The organism is Paenibacillus sp. GXUN7292 (assembly GCF_050864975.1).
Lineage (GTDB): Bacteria > Bacillota > Bacilli > Paenibacillales > Paenibacillaceae > Pristimantibacillus.
In genome coordinates this window covers 33046-51941 of the sequence record NZ_JBOZWO010000021.1, presented here as the reverse complement: position 1 = coordinate 51941, position 18896 = coordinate 33046, and the positions used below count along the sequence as shown (strand labels likewise).

Below are 18896 nucleotides of genomic sequence, written 5' to 3'. Positions count from 1 at the left end.
ACAGAAATGATAAACAGGCTGCGCAGCTTGCCTTGGCAGCGCGCTGCGGTAATAGGCTCCGGTGTGATGGGCGCAGGCATAGCTGCTCAGCTGGCCAATGCGGGCTTTGAGGTATTGCTGCTCGATCAGGCGCCTAATGAATTGACAGATCAAGAGAAGCAGCAGGGTAAAAAGCTGCAGGATGCCAGCGTAAGAAACAAGCTGGCGGCGGCATCCTTGGAAAGGCTGAGCAAGGCTAAGCCGGCGCATCTATACGATACGGATTTTATTAGGCGGATTACTCCAGGCAATCTGGCGGATGCAGGACCTGCTTTAGCGGAGGCGGACTGGATTATAGAGGCAGTAGTGGAACGGCTCGATATCAAGAAGGAGGTGCTGGGTTGGATCGATAAATGGCGCAAGGAAGGAGCGCTTGTCAGCACGAACACCTCTGGACTTTCTGTAGCTGATATGCAGGAAGGCAGAAGCGAGGATTTTAAAAAGCATTTTGCTGCTGCGCACTTCTTTAATCCGCCCCGCTATATGAAGCTTGTCGAGCTTGTTCCGACGGCGCATACAAGCAAGGAGGCGCTTGCTGCACTGTCCGCAATATGCACGGAGCGGCTTGGCAAAGGAGTCGTCATCGCCAAGGATACGCCGAACTTTATTGCCAACCGAATCGGCGCTCACGGCATGCTCGTTACACTGGCCGCTACCGAGCAATTTAAGCTAACCGTTGAAGAAGCGGATGCCCTGACCGGTCCTGCGCTAGGCAGGCCGAAATCTGCTACCTACCGCATGCTTGATTTGATCGGTCTTGATACCTTGCTGCATGTTATTGATAATGTGCGTGAACGAAGCGGGGACGAAGAAGAGCGTCAGCTGTTTACAAAGCCGGCGGTACTAGAGCAGCTAGTAGCTGAAGGAAGATTGGGAGAAAAGTCAGGGGCTGGATTTTATCGCAAGCAGAAAGATAAGAACGGCAAATCCAAGATTGAGGCTGTACGTTGGGGAACGCTGAATTACGAGCCTTCACAAAGCGTGCAATCGCCAATTATTGATGCTGCCAAAGCAGCCAAAGGAACAGCTGCCAAGACGAAAGCGATATTAAAAACCGATTCAGCCAGCCCTTATGCCCAGTTCGTCTGGACGATTCTTAAAGCGACTTGGCTGTACTCTGCCAAGCAAGTAGGAATTATAGCCGATTCGATTGTAGATATTGATAGGGCTATGAAATGGGGCTTTAACTGGGAGCTTGGCCCGTTCGAGCTTTGGGATGCGGTTGGCTTGCGTCAGACGGCTGAGCGCATGAGGCAGGAAGGCGAGCAATTGCCGGAATGGGTAGAGGAATGGCTTGCTGCTGGACATGAAAGCTTTTATAAGCAGGATGAAGAAAAGAGATTTTATGTGCATAGCGGCCAGTATGTGAAAGAAGTGCAGGAGCGGGACGTTATTTCATTAGCAGCGCTGAAGGCATCAGGCAAAACGGTTCTGGCGACGGCAGGTGCGAGCTTGATTGACATTGGCGACGACGTAGTATGTCTGGAGTTCCATTCGGCAAACAATGCGATAGGCAGCGATGTGCTGTCTGCAATCAGGCAGGCTGTACCGGAGGTGGAGCAAAATTGGCGCGGTCTTGTGCTGGCGAATGAAGGGCGGAATTTTTGCGTCGGAGCCAATCTCGTGCTTCTGCTTATGGAAGCGCAAAATGGCGACTGGGATGAAGTAGAAGATATTATACGCTTCTTCCAGAGCAGTATGCTGAGGCTGAAAAGAATGGGCCGCCCACTGGTAGCAGCGCCGCACCGCATGACGCTTGGCGGCGGTGTTGAAGCTTGCTTGCCTGCGGATCAAATTATATTGTCGCCGGAAACCTATTTTGGATTAGTAGAAACAGGGGTAGGCTTAATCCCGGCTGGGGGCGGCTCAAAGGAAGCCGCGCTGCTGGCGGCAGGACGCGCTGAAGCTGCTAGAGATGCTCTGAGCGGGCTGAATCTTCAGCCGCATCTTAATAAAGTATTTGAGACGCTTGCGATGGGCAAAGCGTCTGTCAGCGGGCATGATGCCAAGAAGCTGGGGCTGTTGCGCGAGCAGGATCGCGTTATTATGCGGCAGGATGCCCGTATTGCAGAAGCGAAGCGGGCCGTTCTTGAACTGGATCGCTGCGGTTATACTCCTGCGCGGGAGGAAAGATTTGCAGTTGCAGGGCGTGAAGGAAAAGCGGTGCTGAAGCTGGCTGTTCATTCCATGCTGCTGAGCGGCGCTATTAGTGAATACGACGCTCATATTGGCAGCAAGCTTGCTCATGTGCTGGCGGGAGGCAATGTCCGCTCAGGTACGGAGGTAAGCGAGCAGTATATGCTTGATCTGGAGTGCGAAGCATTCCTGAGCCTTTGCGGCGAGCGAAAAACACAGGAGCGCATCAGCCATATGCTGACTTTTGGCAAGCCGCTTCGCAATTAGAAAGCTGTTATCGGGAAAGGAGAGTGCATAAATGTCAGCACAGCTTTGCTTCATTGAACAGGATCGGGATGCGGTAATAGTGGCAGCAGTGCGAACTGCTGTCGGGAAAGCAAAGAAGGGCAGTCTGGCAGAGGTGCGCGCCGAGGATTTGGGCAGAGCCGTTATTACAGGCGCGCTTGCACAGGTGCCGGGTCTTGGTCTGGATGCTGTAGAGGATGTCATTATTGGCTGCGCGATGCCTGAGGGCGAGCAGGGGTTAAATTTTGCACGCATTATTTCGTTGTATGCAGGCTTGCCGGTGACGACGCCGGCAGTTACGGTAAACCGTTTTTGCGCATCTGGCCTGCAGTCTATCGTATACGCCGCGCAGCGCATTAAGCTTGGCGAAGCAGATGTCGTCTTAGCGGGAGGGGTTGAAAGCATGAGTCATGTACCGATGACTGGCTTTCATCTGTCGCCGCACCCGGAAATTATGGATACGATGCCTGAGGTATATATGGGAATGGGACATACGGCAGAGGAGGTTGCTAAGCAATATGGCATAACGCGGCAGCAGCAGGATGCTTTTGCCGCAAGCAGCCATCGCAAGGCGGCTAAGGCAATTGCGGAGGATAAATTCAAAAATGAGATCGTTTCAATAGAAGCTACGAGATCGGGCACAGATGAGAAAGGCAGGCCATGGGAGGAGAAGTTTATATTTTCTGAGGATGAGGGAGTGCGCGCGGATACTTCGGAGGAAGTGCTTGCCAAGCTTAAGCCATCCTTTGCCCGCGACGGAACGGTCACTGCCGGCAACTCTTCGCAAATGAGCGATGGTGCGGCTGCCGTAATCGTAATGAGCAGAAAAAAAGCGCGCGAGCTGGGGCTAATGCCGCTCGCAGCAGTGCGCAGCTACAGTGTGGCGGGCGTCGCGCCAGAGATAATGGGCATTGGGCCTATCGTTGCGATACCGCAGGCGATTGCCAGGGCTGGAATTACAAAGGAGCATATTGACCTTTATGAAATAAATGAAGCATTCGCAGCGCAGTGCATTCCTATCATACAAGAGCTGGATTTGCCTGAAGAACGAATCAATGTGAATGGCGGCGCTATTGCACTCGGTCATCCGCTTGGCTGCACGGGGACGAAGCTGACGGTTTCCCTGCTCCATGAGCTGGGCAGACGAGGCGGCGGAGTAGGGATTGTATCTATGTGTATCGGCGGCGGAATGGGCGCTGCGGCAGTATTTGAGGTGTACGGAGAAAACGGCGAATAGGCTCAGAGGTTTTAGTATATTGGCGCGAAAGGAGCTTAAGCAATGTCTGAGAAGATTAGAAGAGGCGGAAGGTTTGTTATAGAGGATATCAATCCCGCAAATATTGCTGCACCTGAGGATTTTACAGAAGAACAGAGCATGCTGGGGTTGGCGGCAAGAGGCTTTTTAGAAACAGAAATTGTCCCCCATGACGAAGAAATTGAAGCGCTGGATTATGAGCTGACTACTAAGCTGATGCGACTTGCAGGTGATATGGGGCTGCTGGGAGCTGATGTGCCTGAGCGGTATGGCGGCATAGGGCTTGATAAAGTAAGCACAACACTGCTGGCCGAGACACTCGCCGCTTCATCCTCCTTCGCTTTATCAGTGGGCGCACATACAGGCATCGGTACATTGCCAATCGTATTTTTCGGGTCGGAGGAGCAGAAGCAAGCTTACTTGCCGGATCTGGCTGCAGGCAAAAAGATAGCCGCTTACTGCTTGACTGAGCCTGCGTCCGGCTCGGATGCGCTGGGCGCAAAGACGGTGGCGAAGCTGAATGAAGCGGGCACGCATTATATTTTAAACGGCTCCAAGCTTTATATTACGAATGCCGGTTTTGCCGACTTGTTTATCGTATATGCCAAAATAGACGGAGACAAATTTACAGCCTTTATCGTGGAGCGCAATATGGAAGGCTTCAGTGTTGGTCCCGAGGAGAAAAAAATGGGCATAAAGGGCTCTTCTACCTGCCCGCTGTATTTTGAGGATTTGCATGTACCCGTAGCCAATGTGCTGGGGGAAATCGGAAAAGGACATCATATTGCATTTAATATTTTAAATATTGGCCGTTTTAAACTGGGGGCGGCTTGCCTTGGGACCTCGAAGGAAACGATAGAGCTTGCATCCCGTTATGCAAATACAAGGAAGCAGTTTGGACAGATGATATCCTCCTTCCCGCTTATTGGAGGCAAGCTGGCGGATATGAATATTTTAACGTACGTCATGGAAAGCATGGTGTATCGTACGGCAGGCTTAATCGATAGCATGCTGAGTGAATCCGATGAGACGGATGCAGGTGCAGACCGGGCTGATGCCGGACGGTTGGCCGCTTCCGCTATAAGCGAGTATGCGCTTGAATGCTCAATTGTTAAAGTATTTGCCACAGAAGCGCTTGATTTTATTGCTGATGAAGGTGTGCAAATTCATGGGGGTTATGGTTATATACGCGAATACAAAGTAGAGCGGATTTACCGTGACTCCCGCATTAACCGGATATTCGAGGGAACAAACGAAATCAATCGTCTGCTTATACCAGGGACCTTGCTAAAAAAAGCAATGAAGGGAGAGCTTCCGCTTCTAGAAAAAGTCCAAAAGCTTCAGGCAGAGCTGCTTGAGCCTAATATGGCTCCCGAATTTATAGCGTCGCTGAGCAAGGAGCAGTATCGCATAAGCCAAGCAAAAAAAGCATTTTTGGCTGTAGGCGGAATCGCTGTACAAAAACTCGGAACTAGGCTGGAGCAGGAGCAAGAGGTGCTCGCCATTTTGGCGGATATGATGATCCTTATTTATGCGATGGAAAGTGCTTATTTGCGAACAAAGAAAATGATGGAACGTGCAGGGGCGGCAGCTGCTTCATCATTAGCAGCAACGATGACAGAAGTGTATATCCAGGAGGCTATGGATAAGCTTGAATCAATCGCCAAGCAGGCATTAACGACACTTGAGCAGGATGACGGCTTACGTATTCAATTGTCCGTGCTCCGAAAGCTTATGAAATCCCCACTAGTAAACATAACTAAGCTGAAGCGTGAAATCGCAGCCCGTGTCATTCGCAGTGAACACTATGTAGTGTAAACAGGGAGGGAATGAGATGGATTCGCAAAAGCCGAGCAGGGATGCAGCTTCTGAGCAGCAGCATGCTCAAAATCAGGCGGAACAAACAGAAGCGGGAGCATCCGATATTGCCGCAGATAGCGGAGTTGAGTTGGCGTTGTCAGCTGAACTTGAAGATAGCACTGCAATCGAAGCGGGTTTGGCAGCAGAAGCCGAGGCGGATAGCGGGGGTGAGCGTGAAGCAAGTGTAGAAGTTGATACCGAGGCGGATGTTGGAGCGGAAGTGCAAGTAGGTAACGATGAGAATATTGAAGCGGGGGCAGAAGTTGGAAATGATTCAGCAGAGCCAGCGGTTGAGGCTGATCCGGAGCCAGACGCAAAGGATGAGGCGCAGCTGCTTCGCGAGCAGCGGCCATGGCTGAAGTCGTATCCGCTTGATGTGGCGCCTAGCCTGTATTATCCCGATGTCAATATTGCGCAGTTTTTATTGGATGCAGCTAAGAAATATCCGAAGCATAACGCCTTGTATTTTATGGGTAAAACAATGACATATCAAGAGCTGCACAAGGCTGCTGTGCGACTAGCTCAAAATTTAATTGCAAGTGGAATTAAGCAGGGAGATCGTGTCGCAATTATGCTTCCTAACTGCCCCCAGGCGGTAACAGCTTATTATGGCGTTCTACTGGCAGGAGCCATTGTTGTACAGACTAATCCTCTATATGTAGAGCGGGAGCTGTTATTCCAGCTGCAGGATAGCGAAGCGTCTGCCATTATCGTACTTGATATGCTTTATCCGCGATTGCATAAAATTCGCGGCTCTGATGCTGAAGAGAACAGGCTTCCTAAGCTTAAACATGTCATTGTCACTTCTATAAAAGACGGATTGCCATTTCCTAAAAATCTTCTTTATCCGATTAAACAGCGTAAAGAAGGCTTTAAAGCAAAAATTCCATACGGCAGCCATGGTGTTGTCGCCTATCGCAGATGGATAGCAGACCGAACGGTATCTTCCGTCGAGCTGCCGGAGCTGGTTTATGGTAATGAGCTTGCCGCGTTACAATATACAGGTGGAACAACCGGCAAACCAAAAGGAGTCATGCTGACTCACAGAAATCTCGTTTCCAATACGATACAAACATCAGCATGGTGTTACAGAATGAAGTTTGGCGAAGAAAAATATTTGGCAGCGCTGCCGTTATTTCATGTATTTGGTCTTACTGTTCTCATGAATATGTCCGTTTATTCCGGCGGTATGCTCATCTTGCTGCCGCGTTTTGAAATAGACAAGGTACTGGAGACAATTGAATCGATGAAGCCTACGATTTTCCCGGGTGCGCCTACGATGTATGTTGGCTTGATTCATCATGACAAGGCAAGTCATTTGGATCTTTCATCAATAGAAGTATGTATAAGCGGATCGGCTGCCTTGCCGCTCGAGGTACAGGAGCAATTTGAAAAATTAACCGGAGGCAGGTTAATAGAAGGATATGGGCTAACAGAAGCCTCTCCGGTAACTCATGCCAATCCTATTTGGGGACGAAGAAAAACAGGAACGATCGGGGTTCCTTTTCCGGATACGGATGCGGCAATTTTCGATCCTATAACGGATGAACGGCTTCCTGCCGGAGAAATCGGCGAGCTTGTCATACGTGGTCCCCAGGTGATGGCCGGCTACTGGAATCGCGAAGAGGAATCGAAAGCCGTGCTTCGAAATGGCTGGCTCCATACAGGCGACCTGGCCACGATGGATGAGGACGGTTATTTTACAATTATAGATCGTATCAAGGATGTTATTATTGCCGGAGGTTTTAATATTTATCCGCGCGAGGTAGAGGAAGTGCTATTTGAGCACCCAGCAGTAAAAGAGGTATCTGTTATTGGCATAAGCGATGTATATCGAGGAGAAACAGTCAAAGCTTTTATCGTGCTTAAGGCGGGCTGCAAGGTTTCTGTGGAGCAGCTCAATATTTGGTGCAGAGAACGGCTTGCCGCATATAAAGTGCCACATAAGTATGAGTATCGCGATTCGCTGCCCAAAACAATGGTCGGTAAAGTGCTGCGTCGTCAACTGGTTGAGGAAGAGCTGCAAAAAACAGCCTCGCAGGCAAACAACAAGGAGTGAGTCATGTGGATGACATTCAATCTGACCGGGCGGAACCAAACTTTACTGACAAATTGATGAAGCTGTCCAAGCGAGCTGAGACAACATTTTGGGGGAAATTAGGCTGTGAATTACTTTCGGTTACGACAAACAGCGCTATTATTAGCCTTGAAGCGGAAGCGGAGCATTTAAATTTACTCGGTATCGTTCATGGCGGTGTATACATGTCGCTGATGGATAATGCGATGGGGCTGGTGGTTATGAGTGATGCTCAAAATGAGCGGGTAGTAACAGCTACGATGAATACTCATTTTTTAGCTAGCTGCAATGGCGGCAAGCTTCAATGTAAAGCGACGCTGTTGCATCGGACGAAACGATCGATTACCTTGCAAGCGGAGGTTGAGGATGAAAAAGGACAGCTGCTGGCATGGTCTAGCGGGCTGTATCGAATTATATCTTAGTCCAAAAAAGAAAATCCATCATTTTCCATACAGGCAGTTCCACGAAAGTTGCTTGAGACTTTTTTATTGGTTATACTAACTAATAAATGGAAAAGGAGGTCTCATGCGTGGTACCTGTATGGCTTACTGTTTTAGTGTTAGCATTTGGAATTGCTGTAGCTGTTATTGGTGTAGCTGCTTATTTACGTATATATCGCAAGGATAGGCTTGCAGCCGCGGCCAATGAGACTTTTTCAAATCATTCTGCAGGGAAATCATTGAAAAATAACGATAACCACGTATGGAAAAATGAACATAATGAACATAATATATATGTAGAAAAACCAGCTGGCTCATCCGCAGAAAAGTCTGACATTCAAGAAAAGTCAGAACATTAAAAATTGTTTACTTTCAAATAGAACATCAAACTGATATAATAGTAAGAAAAGTGAAAACATTGTGACTCATTGGCCATGGAGTTGCCTGCACCGATTGGGCGAGCGGTGTAAGAGCCGCAACCGTTCTCGGAATTTGCTGTTTGGGACGACCATCCACGTATAAGGGAGGAGATTTCATGGCGAAGCATAGCCAGAATGAAGTCAAGGAAAGCCTGAAAGAACTAACGAGAATTTTTCAACCCAAGGACCCAAGAAAATTTGTAAAAGACTATATACGTAAATATCGCATAACAGGCGGTTATGAGGATGAATTGACCTCGCTTGTTGAAGATGAGCTTGTACGCATTAACTCCTCTGTCGGCTAGCATGCGTCAGCCTCAATATATATAAACACGTTCAGAACAGTAAATATAAAGATTAAGGCACAGGCTTTGCGCTCTGATTTTTTCAGAATGCAAAGCCTTATTTTGAATTTGCAGGAGTACTAGGCTCGATAATTATGGAGGGTAGAGACTGCAAGCATATGTAAGCGATGAGACTAAACTGGGGGAGCTGACCGCTATAGTCTAGACAGCGGATTTAGTTAGTTTGGAATTTCTAACGAAGCTGAGCAGCGCTATTTTGCCAAAAAACGCATGGAGAAGCGGAAGCGTCCGCCTTTGTAGGCCAATTTTATCCTTTACAGGGGTTATTTCATCAAAAAATGGGACTACAACAGCGGTCGGAATCCCAAACTTGATCGTAGTAACATCCCTTTCGACTGCTTATTGCCCTATCCACAATTAATCGACACCAATAGACATACTTACGAAATGCAGCGGTCCTGTGATATTAAGCTATTGCGTCATTCATGGTACAATTTGATAATGATATGATAATTGAAGGAGAGTGCCTGAAATGTCTCATTTTAAAACAGCTCAATGGTTGAGAGAGCGATTGAACGACAAAGAGTTTGTCATTGTTGACACGAGATATGTTCTTAACGATTCAGAGGCTGGTGTGAAAGCTTATGCAGAGTCCCATATCCCAGGCGCTTATTACTTGAGCCTAAGTCAACATTTGTCGAGCCCCAAGCATATTGAAGGGATTGGAGGCAGGCATCCGCTGCCCGTACCTACAGACTTTGCCGCCATTATCCAAAGGATCGGCATTGGCAATAAAACAACGGTTATAGCCTATGATGATCAGGGCGGAGCAATGTCTTCGAGATTGCGTTGGCTATTGCAATGGCTTGGGCATGATGGTGAAGTATATATTTTGGAAGGCGGCTTTAAAGGCTGGGTCGAGGCAGGATATGAAGTTACTGCCGAAGTGCCGGAGCTGGTACAAGGCGTTCAATTTGATATTAAAATGCGCAGTGAAATGCTGGTAAGCCAGCGATATGTGAAGAGCAAGCTAGGTGTCAGCGGTACAGTTATCATTGATTCACGCGAAGGGGCCCGTTATCGCGGTGAGGTTGAACTGATAGACCGGGCAGCGGGCCATGTGCCTGGCGCGATCAATCGCTTTTGGGCGGAGGGCCAGCGCAGTGACGGCACTTGGAAATCGCCAGTAGAGCAAGCTGAGCGTTTTGCAGGCTTGAACAAAGATGATGAAATTATCGTCTATTGCGGTTCCGGCGTTACGGCTACGCCGAACGTATTCGCCTTGAAGGATGCGGGCTTCCGTAATGTAAAGCTGTATGCAGGAAGCTGGAGCGATTGGAGTTCGAATAGCGAGAATCCGGTGGCGACAGGGGACGAGTAAGAGCCGAGAGGCCGCGTCGGGCGCGGGATTAGGGGTTGTGACAGGTTGCCGGTGGGCAGGCTGTTGCGGCCCTCTTTTGGCTTTTCCGTCAACAGCTTGCTAACAAGAAGTCGGAGAAAGCAGTTGACAGAAGCACGGAGTCAGCCACAGTTGGGCAGTCGGGCCAGGTTGTTGTTGAATGGCATCATGCGCTTTGCTTCCGATCATCCACAAGCCGGTTCGTCGTAACCTTTCGTGCGGAGCAAGAGTCCGATTGCCTTCTGGAGCAATTCGCTTGGGTTTCCTTGGCGTTTCCGATATCCCCAGGTTTGGCGGCATCGGCAGCAGGAACGTGCAGGTTCGGGAGAGTGGACGCGGCAAAACCATAGCCCACCGATCGCGCAAACCGTCATGACCGGGAGCTGTTCGGGGCGATTAGGTTCAGGTTGTTCACAGGTTAGTGTTGTTGGCAGTTTTACAAAGGGGCTCAAAAACCATTTAGATAATATTCAACTAGATGTTTTTTTGTTTGATTTTTTTGTACGTCCGTACTAAAATAAAACCATGAGTAAAAAAAACAAACCAACTAACCAAAAACAAATGTCATTCATCGAAAAAGCTCGTAGAGCTCAAATTGTAGAATGTGCGATTGAGACAATCGCAGAAGTAGGTTACACTCAAGCCTCTTTAGGAGAAATTGCGAAACGTGCAAAAATCAGCAAGGGGGTCATTTCTTATCACTTTGCAAATAAAGAGGAATTATTGGAGCAAATAGCTATCAAATACTATATAGCTTGGCAATCATACATTGCTCCAAGAATAGAAGCTCAAAAATCTCCTAAAGAAATGCTTCGAGTGTATATTGAATCCAATCTTGCATTTGTAGCTGAAAATCGTCAGCATGTTTTCGCTGTTATAGAATTGGTTTCTAAAAACATAACTGCTGATGGTAAACTTCACTTTTCAGCAGACCATGATGAAGCTGTTTTAGTTCCAATTGAAAATATTCTCGCCCTAGGGGTGAAAGAAGGGCTTTTTCGGAAATTTACCAAATCATCAGCAAGGGTGATTGCGCTAACAATAAGAAATGCCATTGACGGGTTCACCATGGAATTAATGAGAAAGCCTCATTTAGATGTTCAGGAATATACGAGAGAACTGGTTACAATCTTCGACATATCAACTAAGAAGTGATGTGTCACTAAGGGGGTTACCAATGTTTTACTATGATGTACTTTGTTATACTTGTAAAAAGACATTCAGGGTATACGAAGGTTCACTAAAATATAAACAAGCTAAGGAAAAGAAGGTTAATTTTTTTTGTTGCGAAGATTGTGCTGATAAAATACGCATTGAAGCAATTTTGAATTTTATGCGTGGGATTAATCGTTTTTAATTTTTGATTTTCTCAACGATTATCGTCAAATATGGCACTAAAAAGCGGGTATTTATAAAAACAGCAATGAAATTGCGATATTTTGGTATCTGATTTTTGAATAGACTTCTGTTGGTCATATCTGGCATGTTGCAAACAATTGCCAACAAACTGCAAACAACAGCGGATCAACAGTTGTAATATTCTGACAGACTCTTTGTGCCTTTTTAGGCTTTTCGTTAAACAGCCTGTAAACATATAGTCGGAAAAAACAGTTGAGGTTATATGTGAAACAAACAACTTGCGTTTATGGGGATTTTTTTTTATAATTCAATAATGAATGGAGGTTCATTTATGGTTCAGGTTTTGAAAGAGGAACTAAGACAAGCAATTATCAGGAGTGCTCAAGATGAGTTTGCTCAATTCGGATTTGCGGGGACATCCATGAAAAGAATTGCGGCACTGACGGGCATCTCTGTTGGGAACTTGTACAGATATTATAAGAATAAAGAAGACTTGTTTGATTCCGTTGTATCGCCGGTATACCATGAGCTGGAAACGCTGATAAGCAACCACCATACTCAACCACACGGTCAAGGAAATATCTTCGAACTTATCGTTGAAGCGTTAACGAATATCGTCGTTGAATTCCGTACACCGCTCTTAATTTTAATCGATGGTGCCAGAGGCACCCGCAACGAAAACGCTGTTCAGAAATTTTATCAAATGATGGCTGATAATGCAGCTGTGCATTTAGCGGATTACAGCAATAAGGGCGGGGAGGGCTTGAATCCTCAAATCGCTTGGCCTGTTTCCATTGCATTTCTGCAAGGATATTTTGAGATTATTAGGCTTAACGAGGGAGCCGAAGATTGCAAAAGAATGGTGCGCCAATATTTTTTAGTCTGGTTTCAAGGTTTGCAAGCTATTCTTTAATTAGGATTCGTTTTTTCGTCCAAAGGACGGCGGAGTATTTTTCTAATAAAGATTACAAGCGCTATTTTAACTAAAACGGCCCCTTTTAAAATGTAACGAAGCCTAGCAGCTCTATGTGTGAACAAAACACGTTTTTAGCACCATTTTCCCCCAATAAGACCGTCTAGCTTCGTTAGATTTTTAATTCAAGCATTTTCGGCATAATAGCGCTTCTAGCGAGACTGTCGATTCATTGTAGATAGCGGACGCTGCCGCTTCTCCATTCCCATTCTTGCTCTCCGTTACCCCTTTCTCATTGCTTATCAATCGTTGCCCACAATGAATCGACAGCCTTCTAGCATTCGTTACACTTTCCAAATAAGTTTTTCAACAGTCTGGAATAATGAATCAAAGTTTATTTATGGAGGGGTGTAAATGAATAAGTCTATTCGTCAACACCAGACCAAAGACGGATTTATGTTAGAATACAGCATTGTCGGCCAAGGAGAACCGGTATTAGTTCTGCATGGGGGCCATTCGAGCTGCTATGCGGAATTAGGCAGCAACGAGCTTGCGGCTCATCACTTCTCTGTCATTACTCCTTCAAGACCGGGTTACGGAAAAACATCAAAGGAACTTGGAGAATCGCTTATTGTCGCATGTGATTCGTATATTGAGCTGCTTGATGAGCTGCAAATTCCCCAGGTTCATGTTATTGCGATGTCCGCCGGAGGCCCAAGCGGAATTCATTTGGCATCCAGATTCCCAGATCGAGTAAGGAGCCTTGTCCTGCAATCCGCTGTAACCCGATGCTGGATAAAGCCAGACGACAAGCTGTATAAATCTGCTCAAATGTTGTTTAGGCCTCCTACAGAAAAATTCGTTTGGGCCATGATTCGACTTTTGAATAAGCTATTTCCATCCTTTCTGTTGAGTAACATGCTTCCCTCTTTTACCAAACTGCCAAAGAAAAAGGTATTACCGCAAATCAATAATGCCGATCGTAGAAAATTTAAAAGCCTGATAGCTCAACAGCGTTCAGGACACGGCTTTCTGATAGATTTGGTTCATACCAGTAAAGATGCGAATTCAGCGCTTGCAGCCATCAAATGCCCTACTTTAATTATGCATAGTATTCATGATGCATCCGTAAGTGTGGATCATGCTTATCATGCTAAACGACTAATACCGAACGCCCAGCTGTGCGAGCTTGATTTATGGGGACACTTGATTTGGCTGGGACCAGGCGCGGAAGAAATGAATCGACAGTTGTTTTCGTTCCTTGAAGCTGCAAAGAAGGAGATGATGAGTCAATGTTCACAGAACAACCTAGCATCGTTCTAATTACTGGAATAATGGCGAGTGGAAAATCAACAGTTGCACAGTTGCTTTCTGAAAAATTCGAGAAATCGGTACACTTACGGGGAGATATTTATCGAAGAATGATCGTTAATAACCGTAAAGAAATACAGCCAGACGCGCAAACAGAAGAGTTGGATCAATTAAGGCTCAGGTATCGACTAGCCGCACAGTCTGCCGAAACCTATGTTCAATCCGGGTTTACAGTAATCGTTCAGGATGTTGTGGTTGGTCCCATGTTGAACGAATTTATTTCATTTATTCAAAGCCGTCCCTTTTATGTTGTGGTGCTTTGTCCAGACCCGGTAGTTGTCGCACAGAGGGAAGCTGCCCGTATTAAAAAAGGGTATGGTGCTTGGACCGTGGAAGAGTTAGACAGCCTGTTACGAAATGAAACCCCTCGAATCGGAATGTGGCTGGACTCGTCTGAAATGACACCTGAGGAAACCGTTATTGAAATATTATGGAGAATGCAAGATGAGGCTCTGGTAATGTAAGAGATTAAATCACTGGGGCGCAAGAGTTCAAAATCTTAAAAAATTAACAATTGACACATCGAAAAAATTAATAGATGATTAATGACAAACTCAAATACCGTAAGTGTAAAACCAAAATTAACCAGCAATTTTTTGCTGGTTTTTTGCTATTGTATTTTCATAATCCAAAAACTGAGGTGATAGGATGTATCACGTTTTAGTCGCAGAAGATGAAGTGTGGATTCGCAATGCAATCGTGGAAATGATCGAACGTTTTGATCTGAATTTTAAAGTAGTTGCACAAGCGTGCGATGGCATAGAGGCTTGGAATGTATTGAATGAATTATGGCCAGAAGTAGTCATAACAGATATTGTCATGCCGCAGGTTGATGGCTTGTCTCTTCTCCAAATGTGCGATGAATATAAAATTCCGATTGTTCCTATTGTGATCAGTGGCTATGAAAATTTTAATTACGCACAGCGAGCCATGCGTTATGGAGCAACTGAATATTTGTTAAAGCCGGTAGTCGCGGACGATTTGAAGGCGGCGCTGATTCGCTCTGTTGAGCGTTTGCAGCATGCCAGTCACAGCAATGAAGCTGTCCGGCAAATCCAGCAATTTGTTGAAAAGATGGGCTCGACTGATCATCAGCAACTGGTAAAGGAAGCGATGCAGTTGGTCAATCTGGTTATGAAAGCAAAACAAATGAATGCCGGAATGAAGCTGGGGATGCTGCGTATTTTCTCAAATAAAATAAATGATCTGCTGGAAAATGTCATACCAGGATTTGAACGATCCATTCTGGAGGCGGACAAAGATATCCAGGCTATCCAAAGCTATTTTATTCAGCTGCTTGAAAATTGGTCGCGCTTTCAACATCGGGATGACCATCGAAATCATTTGCTCTTAAAAAAAGTAAATGACTATGTCCAACAAAATTATCATAAGGAAATTACATTGGCGCAAATAGCAGAGCATTCTGATCTAAGTGTCTCCCGCTTTTGTGTGTTGTTTAAAATGAACAGCGGAGACTCTTTTACTAACTATTTGAATGTCTTTCGAATCGAACAAGCAAAGCGCTTGCTTCTCGACGATGATCTGAAAGTATACGAAATTGCAGACATGGTAGGCTTCTCATCCTTGCCTTTCTTTAATCGGTTGTTCAAAAGAATAACGAATCAAACGCCTAATGAATACAGAAGGAGTCTTGGGCTATGAAGCTAAGCCGCTTTCAAATTAAATCGATCAAGCATCGGATGATCTTTTTATTTCTGGCATTAAGTATTGTATCGATCGGAATGACGGCCCTGTTCTCGCATTACTATTACAGCAAAGCTGTAAAAGAAGATTTTGATCTGATTACCGCAGAAGCAACGAGCCGTCTAAATCATCATTTGGAGTTTTACTTTAAACAAATGAAAAATTCAACGAATACGCTTATCAATACAACATTGACGCAGAAGTGGCTCACGAAAGAGTATGTTCCAAGGCCGGAGGATATCAACGAAATCGAGATGGAAATGAAGACATACGTTTCCTTTAACTTTCCGGAAATTATTAATATGTACTTGGTATCCAATGACAAACGTATTCTATCTTTATTTAATGATATTAACCGCAACCGCACCTATCAAAATGATCCCTGGTACGAGGTCGTTCCTAACCCGGAAGTGATGATATTGCCTACGCAGCGTTTGGAAAACTCAGGACCTTTTGTACTGAACATGGTGATTCCGATTCACAGCACACAAAATTTGGAGATGCTCGGTAATTTGATTATCCAATTCTCATTATCTGAGGTCGAAGCCACTTTAACCGAATCCAAGCTGGGGAAGAGCGGATTTTTTTTCATCCTCTCAGAGGAGGACACATTTGTTTACCACCCCAATAAAGAGTGGATTGGTAAGCTTAGAACAGAAACCGAACTGAACAAGCTTAATCTGGATGATCAGATGGAAGCGAAGCTGTATTCAATAAATGGCACCTCTTATTTGGTCTCTTACGGGATATCGGATAAAACTGGCTGGAAGATCGTATCTATCGTTCCTTATGCAGAAATGGCCGACAATTTGCAGTCTGCTGTTCAATCAACCTTGATCATGTTTATCATAATCGCTGTAGTCATTATGATTCTTATTCCTTTGCTGCTGCGTCAATTTATTAATCCGATCAAATATACGAAATCTCTTATGGAATCGGTAGCCATGGGGAATTTGAATGCCAGAGCACAAAAAAATTCAACGATCCATGAATTTCAAGTATTGAACAATAGCTTTAATAAAATGGTGGAGCAGCTCATTATTTTGATGGAGGAAGTTTCGTATTACAAAGTGAAGGAAGTTGAGCTTCAGTTGAAGCAAAGCGAAGCGACGATCCGAGCGCTGCAAAATCAGATCAATCCGCATTTGCTGTACAATACGCTGGATATTATCAAAAGCATTGCCTATCTGGAAGACGTTCCTTTGATAGAGAAAATTGCGCATAATCTGGCAGACGTGTACCGCTATGCTGCGAAATGGTCTTACGACGAAGTCACGTTGGCAGAAGAATTGCAAATATTAACGAAGTATCTAGAAATCATTCATATCCGCTATCCTAAAAAGTTCGAAAGCAGTGTGCGTGTCCACGACAAGTTTCTAAGCTGTCCCATCATTAAGCTGAGCATTCAGCCAATTGTGGAAAATGCCGTTAAATATGCGGTTGAACCAAAAGGCGGTGATGCGGTAATTATTATAACGGCTTATCAAAGCCAAAGCGACCTGGTCATTGAGATTGCAGATAACGGTCCGGGAATTGCCGACGATAAAGTAGCGGGATTGGAGGATCAATTTAATAATCGTTCTTCCAATGAACAGTCACTGCTGAGCGGCACTATTGGGCTAGCGAATGTGCATGCCCGTCTACTGATGAAATATGGAGAAGGCTATGGTTTGGAGTTGAATTCATTCCCGAATCGCGGAAGCGTGATTAGTATTCGCATCCCTTTTCGCAGTTCATAAAAAGATCGGTTTAGGAATAAAAAGATCGGATAATGAAAAAGAAGGCGGTCAATTGTATTGTTAGTTATGAAAACATCCTAAGGGGGATCGAACATGAAAAAATGGCTAACAGTATTCATCATGGCAATCGTACTTGCAAGTGTGGCTGGCTGTGGGCAAGGCGGTAAGGAACCGGATAAACAAGGAAGCGAAGGCAGCAGTAAAGAAAAAATGACGATTAATATGATGACCGTAAGCTATGCCGGCGGCGGATGGCCGGAGGATCATCCTGTTATTAAAGAGATTAATAAAAAAATGAATATTGAATTCAAAGTACAATGGGTTCCATCGGATACTTATCCGCAAAAGCTTAATGTGATGGCGGCATCTAACGAGTTTCCTGATGTATTCTTTATTCAGGAGGCAGAATTTAATAAATGGCGGGATAAGGGCATTTTCATGGATGTAAAACCGGAGCTTGACAAATATCCGAATTTGTCGGTTTTCCCTGAAGATGGCATGGCTATTATGAATCCTAAAGATAAGTATTACGGGTTTCCGTATTATGTAACGGATACGAGGGATACGCTGGCGATCCGGCAGGATTGGCTGGATAAGCTGAAGCTGAATACGCCTACAACAGTTGAAGAATTTTATGAGGTGGCAAAAGCGTTCGCTACGCAGGATCCTGACGATAACGGCATCGCAGATACATCTGGCTTTTCGTTTAGTGTAGTTAACAATAAATTTTCTCAGATTGAACCGTTAATGGGCGCTTTCGGCTTGGCTAATGAATGGTATGAAGAAGACGGGCAATTGATTCCAATGCAAGTTCAGGCCGAGGAATTGAAAGCGTTTGCTGAGTATATGAACAAAGCGTACCGTGAAGGTGTGCTGGATAAAGATTTTATGTCCAATAAATTAAAAGACAGCGTGGCAAAATTGGAAGCGGGCAAAACAGGCATAGCTATGGTCGTTACCAACGAGTTTTTTAACAATACTTTGCCCACTTTAAAAAAGCTGACTCCTGATGCCGAATTGGTGCAGCTGTTTCCGCCGAAAGGGCCGACTGGCATTCAAGCTACTCAAACCTTGCTGATGACCAATAAAATTGTAATTAATAATAAGCTGGATGCGGCAAAAAAACAGCGGATTTTGGAGCTGCTTGATTATCTGGTGTCTGATGAAGGCTACGACTTGATCAAGCATGGCTTGGAAGGCGTTCATTATAAAAAAGAAAATGATGACAAGTATGTAAAACTCGAAAACTTTGATAAAGACCGGCCGCAATTGCTGTCCACTTGGTTTTTTAGAAGATTCGATCCGGGCATTCAAATCCGGAAATGGGATGACCAGGAGTACGCGAACAACATAAAAACGATTATTGCTAATAATGAAAAGTATCGCTTGAAAAATCCGGCAGAAGGGCTGGCCAGTGAAACCTTCAATAAAAAGGGAGCGGGGCTTCAGCAAAAATGGATGGAAACAATGTCAAAAGTAATTGTAGGGCAACTTCCGCTTACTGCGGTCGATGATGCAGTGGCAGCTTGGAAGCGCGATGGCGGTGACGAGATTATTAAAGAAATCAATGAACAGTACCAGCTATTGAAGTAACT

Annotated in this window: 16 protein-coding genes; all 16 read left to right on the top strand. The window is 45.4% G+C overall.

All coding sequences use genetic code 11. The features are described from left to right. Window positions 1–6 precede the first annotated feature (6 nt). On the top strand, window positions 7–2442 hold the full coding sequence (locus tag ACRRU2_RS17335; protein ID WP_432503613.1) for a 3-hydroxyacyl-CoA dehydrogenase NAD-binding domain-containing protein: 2436 nt from the start codon (window positions 7–9) through the stop codon (window positions 2440–2442). Between the two features lie 31 nt (window positions 2443–2473). Beyond that, complete coding sequence (locus tag ACRRU2_RS17330) at window positions 2474–3697, top strand: acetyl-CoA C-acyltransferase (RefSeq protein WP_432503553.1); 1224 nt, start codon at window positions 2474–2476, stop codon at window positions 3695–3697. Window positions 3698–3739: 42 nt separating this feature from the next. After that, complete coding sequence (locus ACRRU2_RS17325) at window positions 3740–5533, top strand: acyl-CoA dehydrogenase family protein (protein WP_432503551.1); 1794 nt, start codon at window positions 3740–3742, stop codon at window positions 5531–5533. A 16-nt stretch (window positions 5534–5549) separates the two neighbouring features. Continuing rightward, window positions 5550–7634: a long-chain-fatty-acid--CoA ligase gene (locus ACRRU2_RS17320; RefSeq protein ID WP_432503549.1), complete on the top strand. Its 2085-nt coding sequence runs from the start codon at window positions 5550–5552 to the stop codon at window positions 7632–7634. Window positions 7635–7639: 5 nt separating this feature from the next. Further along, window positions 7640–8074 carry a PaaI family thioesterase gene (locus ACRRU2_RS17315; protein ID WP_331701939.1) on the top strand — a complete coding sequence of 145 codons (435 nt, stop codon included), beginning with the start codon at window positions 7640–7642 and terminating at the stop codon, window positions 8072–8074. A gap of 107 nt (window positions 8075–8181) precedes the next feature. Beyond that, window positions 8182–8451: a hypothetical protein gene (locus ACRRU2_RS17310; protein ID WP_331701940.1), complete on the top strand. Its 270-nt coding sequence runs from the start codon at window positions 8182–8184 to the stop codon at window positions 8449–8451. A gap of 176 nt (window positions 8452–8627) precedes the next feature. Continuing rightward, complete coding sequence (locus tag ACRRU2_RS17305; RefSeq protein ID WP_331701941.1) at window positions 8628–8816, top strand: hypothetical protein; 189 nt, start codon at window positions 8628–8630, stop codon at window positions 8814–8816. A 532-nt stretch (window positions 8817–9348) separates the two neighbouring features. Next, on the top strand, window positions 9349–10197 hold the full coding sequence (locus ACRRU2_RS17300) for a sulfurtransferase (RefSeq protein WP_432503545.1): 849 nt from the start codon (window positions 9349–9351) through the stop codon (window positions 10195–10197). Window positions 10198–10740: 543 nt separating this feature from the next. Continuing rightward, the gene (locus tag ACRRU2_RS17295) at window positions 10741–11370 is read left to right on the top strand and encodes a TetR/AcrR family transcriptional regulator (protein WP_432503543.1); all 630 of its coding nucleotides are present in this window, start codon (window positions 10741–10743) and stop codon (window positions 11368–11370) included. 22 nt (window positions 11371–11392) lie between these two features. Continuing rightward, a complete protein-coding gene (locus ACRRU2_RS17290) occupies window positions 11393–11572 on the top strand; it encodes a DUF2197 domain-containing protein (RefSeq protein WP_432503541.1) in 180 nt (59 codons plus the stop codon). 333 nt (window positions 11573–11905) lie between these two features. Further along, complete coding sequence (locus ACRRU2_RS17285) at window positions 11906–12487, top strand: TetR/AcrR family transcriptional regulator (RefSeq protein ID WP_432503539.1); 582 nt, start codon at window positions 11906–11908, stop codon at window positions 12485–12487. A gap of 414 nt (window positions 12488–12901) precedes the next feature. Continuing rightward, the gene (locus ACRRU2_RS17280) at window positions 12902–13810 is read left to right on the top strand and encodes an alpha/beta fold hydrolase (protein WP_432503537.1); all 909 of its coding nucleotides are present in this window, start codon (window positions 12902–12904) and stop codon (window positions 13808–13810) included. Then, window positions 13780–14322 (top strand): AAA family ATPase, encoded by a 543-nt coding sequence (locus tag ACRRU2_RS17275; protein ID WP_432503535.1) that lies wholly within the window; start codon window positions 13780–13782, stop codon window positions 14320–14322. Before ACRRU2_RS17280 ends, ACRRU2_RS17275 begins: the two co-directional genes overlap by 31 nt. A 184-nt stretch (window positions 14323–14506) precedes the next feature. Next, window positions 14507–15520 (top strand): response regulator transcription factor, encoded by a 1014-nt coding sequence (locus ACRRU2_RS17270; protein ID WP_432503533.1) that lies wholly within the window; start codon window positions 14507–14509, stop codon window positions 15518–15520. After that, window positions 15517–17301 carry a cache domain-containing sensor histidine kinase gene (locus ACRRU2_RS17265; protein ID WP_432503531.1) on the top strand — a complete coding sequence of 595 codons (1785 nt, stop codon included), beginning with the start codon at window positions 15517–15519 and terminating at the stop codon, window positions 17299–17301. The genes ACRRU2_RS17270 and ACRRU2_RS17265 overlap by 4 nt, the downstream gene beginning before the upstream one ends. Window positions 17302–17394: 93 nt before the next feature. Next, complete coding sequence (locus ACRRU2_RS17260; RefSeq protein ID WP_432503529.1) at window positions 17395–18894, top strand: extracellular solute-binding protein; 1500 nt, start codon at window positions 17395–17397, stop codon at window positions 18892–18894. Window positions 18895–18896 lie beyond the last annotated feature (2 nt).

What these genes read in the sequence shown, in the direction of transcription:
- ACRRU2_RS17260 (WP_432503529.1), top strand. Translation starts at nt 17,395, where the DNA reads ATGAAAAAATGGCTAACAGTATTCATCATGGCAATCGTACTTGCAAGT.
- ACRRU2_RS17280 (WP_432503537.1), top strand. Translation starts at nt 12,902, where the DNA reads ATGAATAAGTCTATTCGTCAACACCAGACCAAAGACGGATTTATGTTA.
- ACRRU2_RS17270 (WP_432503533.1), top strand. Translation starts at nt 14,507, where the DNA reads ATGTATCACGTTTTAGTCGCAGAAGATGAAGTGTGGATTCGCAATGCA.
- ACRRU2_RS17295 (WP_432503543.1), top strand. Translation starts at nt 10,741, where the DNA reads ATGAGTAAAAAAAACAAACCAACTAACCAAAAACAAATGTCATTCATC.
- ACRRU2_RS17325 (WP_432503551.1), top strand. Translation starts at nt 3,740, where the DNA reads ATGTCTGAGAAGATTAGAAGAGGCGGAAGGTTTGTTATAGAGGATATC.
- ACRRU2_RS17300 (WP_432503545.1), top strand. Translation starts at nt 9,349, where the DNA reads ATGTCTCATTTTAAAACAGCTCAATGGTTGAGAGAGCGATTGAACGAC.
- ACRRU2_RS17290 (WP_432503541.1), top strand. Translation starts at nt 11,393, where the DNA reads ATGTTTTACTATGATGTACTTTGTTATACTTGTAAAAAGACATTCAGG.
- ACRRU2_RS17320 (WP_432503549.1), top strand. Translation starts at nt 5,550, where the DNA reads ATGGATTCGCAAAAGCCGAGCAGGGATGCAGCTTCTGAGCAGCAGCAT.
- ACRRU2_RS17265 (WP_432503531.1), top strand. Translation starts at nt 15,517, where the DNA reads ATGAAGCTAAGCCGCTTTCAAATTAAATCGATCAAGCATCGGATGATC.
- ACRRU2_RS17335 (WP_432503613.1), top strand. Translation starts at nt 7, where the DNA reads ATGATAAACAGGCTGCGCAGCTTGCCTTGGCAGCGCGCTGCGGTAATA.
- ACRRU2_RS17285 (WP_432503539.1), top strand. Translation starts at nt 11,906, where the DNA reads ATGGTTCAGGTTTTGAAAGAGGAACTAAGACAAGCAATTATCAGGAGT.
- ACRRU2_RS17275 (WP_432503535.1), top strand. Translation starts at nt 13,780, where the DNA reads ATGTTCACAGAACAACCTAGCATCGTTCTAATTACTGGAATAATGGCG.
- ACRRU2_RS17305 (WP_331701941.1), top strand. Translation starts at nt 8,628, where the DNA reads ATGGCGAAGCATAGCCAGAATGAAGTCAAGGAAAGCCTGAAAGAACTA.
- ACRRU2_RS17330 (WP_432503553.1), top strand. Translation starts at nt 2,474, where the DNA reads ATGTCAGCACAGCTTTGCTTCATTGAACAGGATCGGGATGCGGTAATA.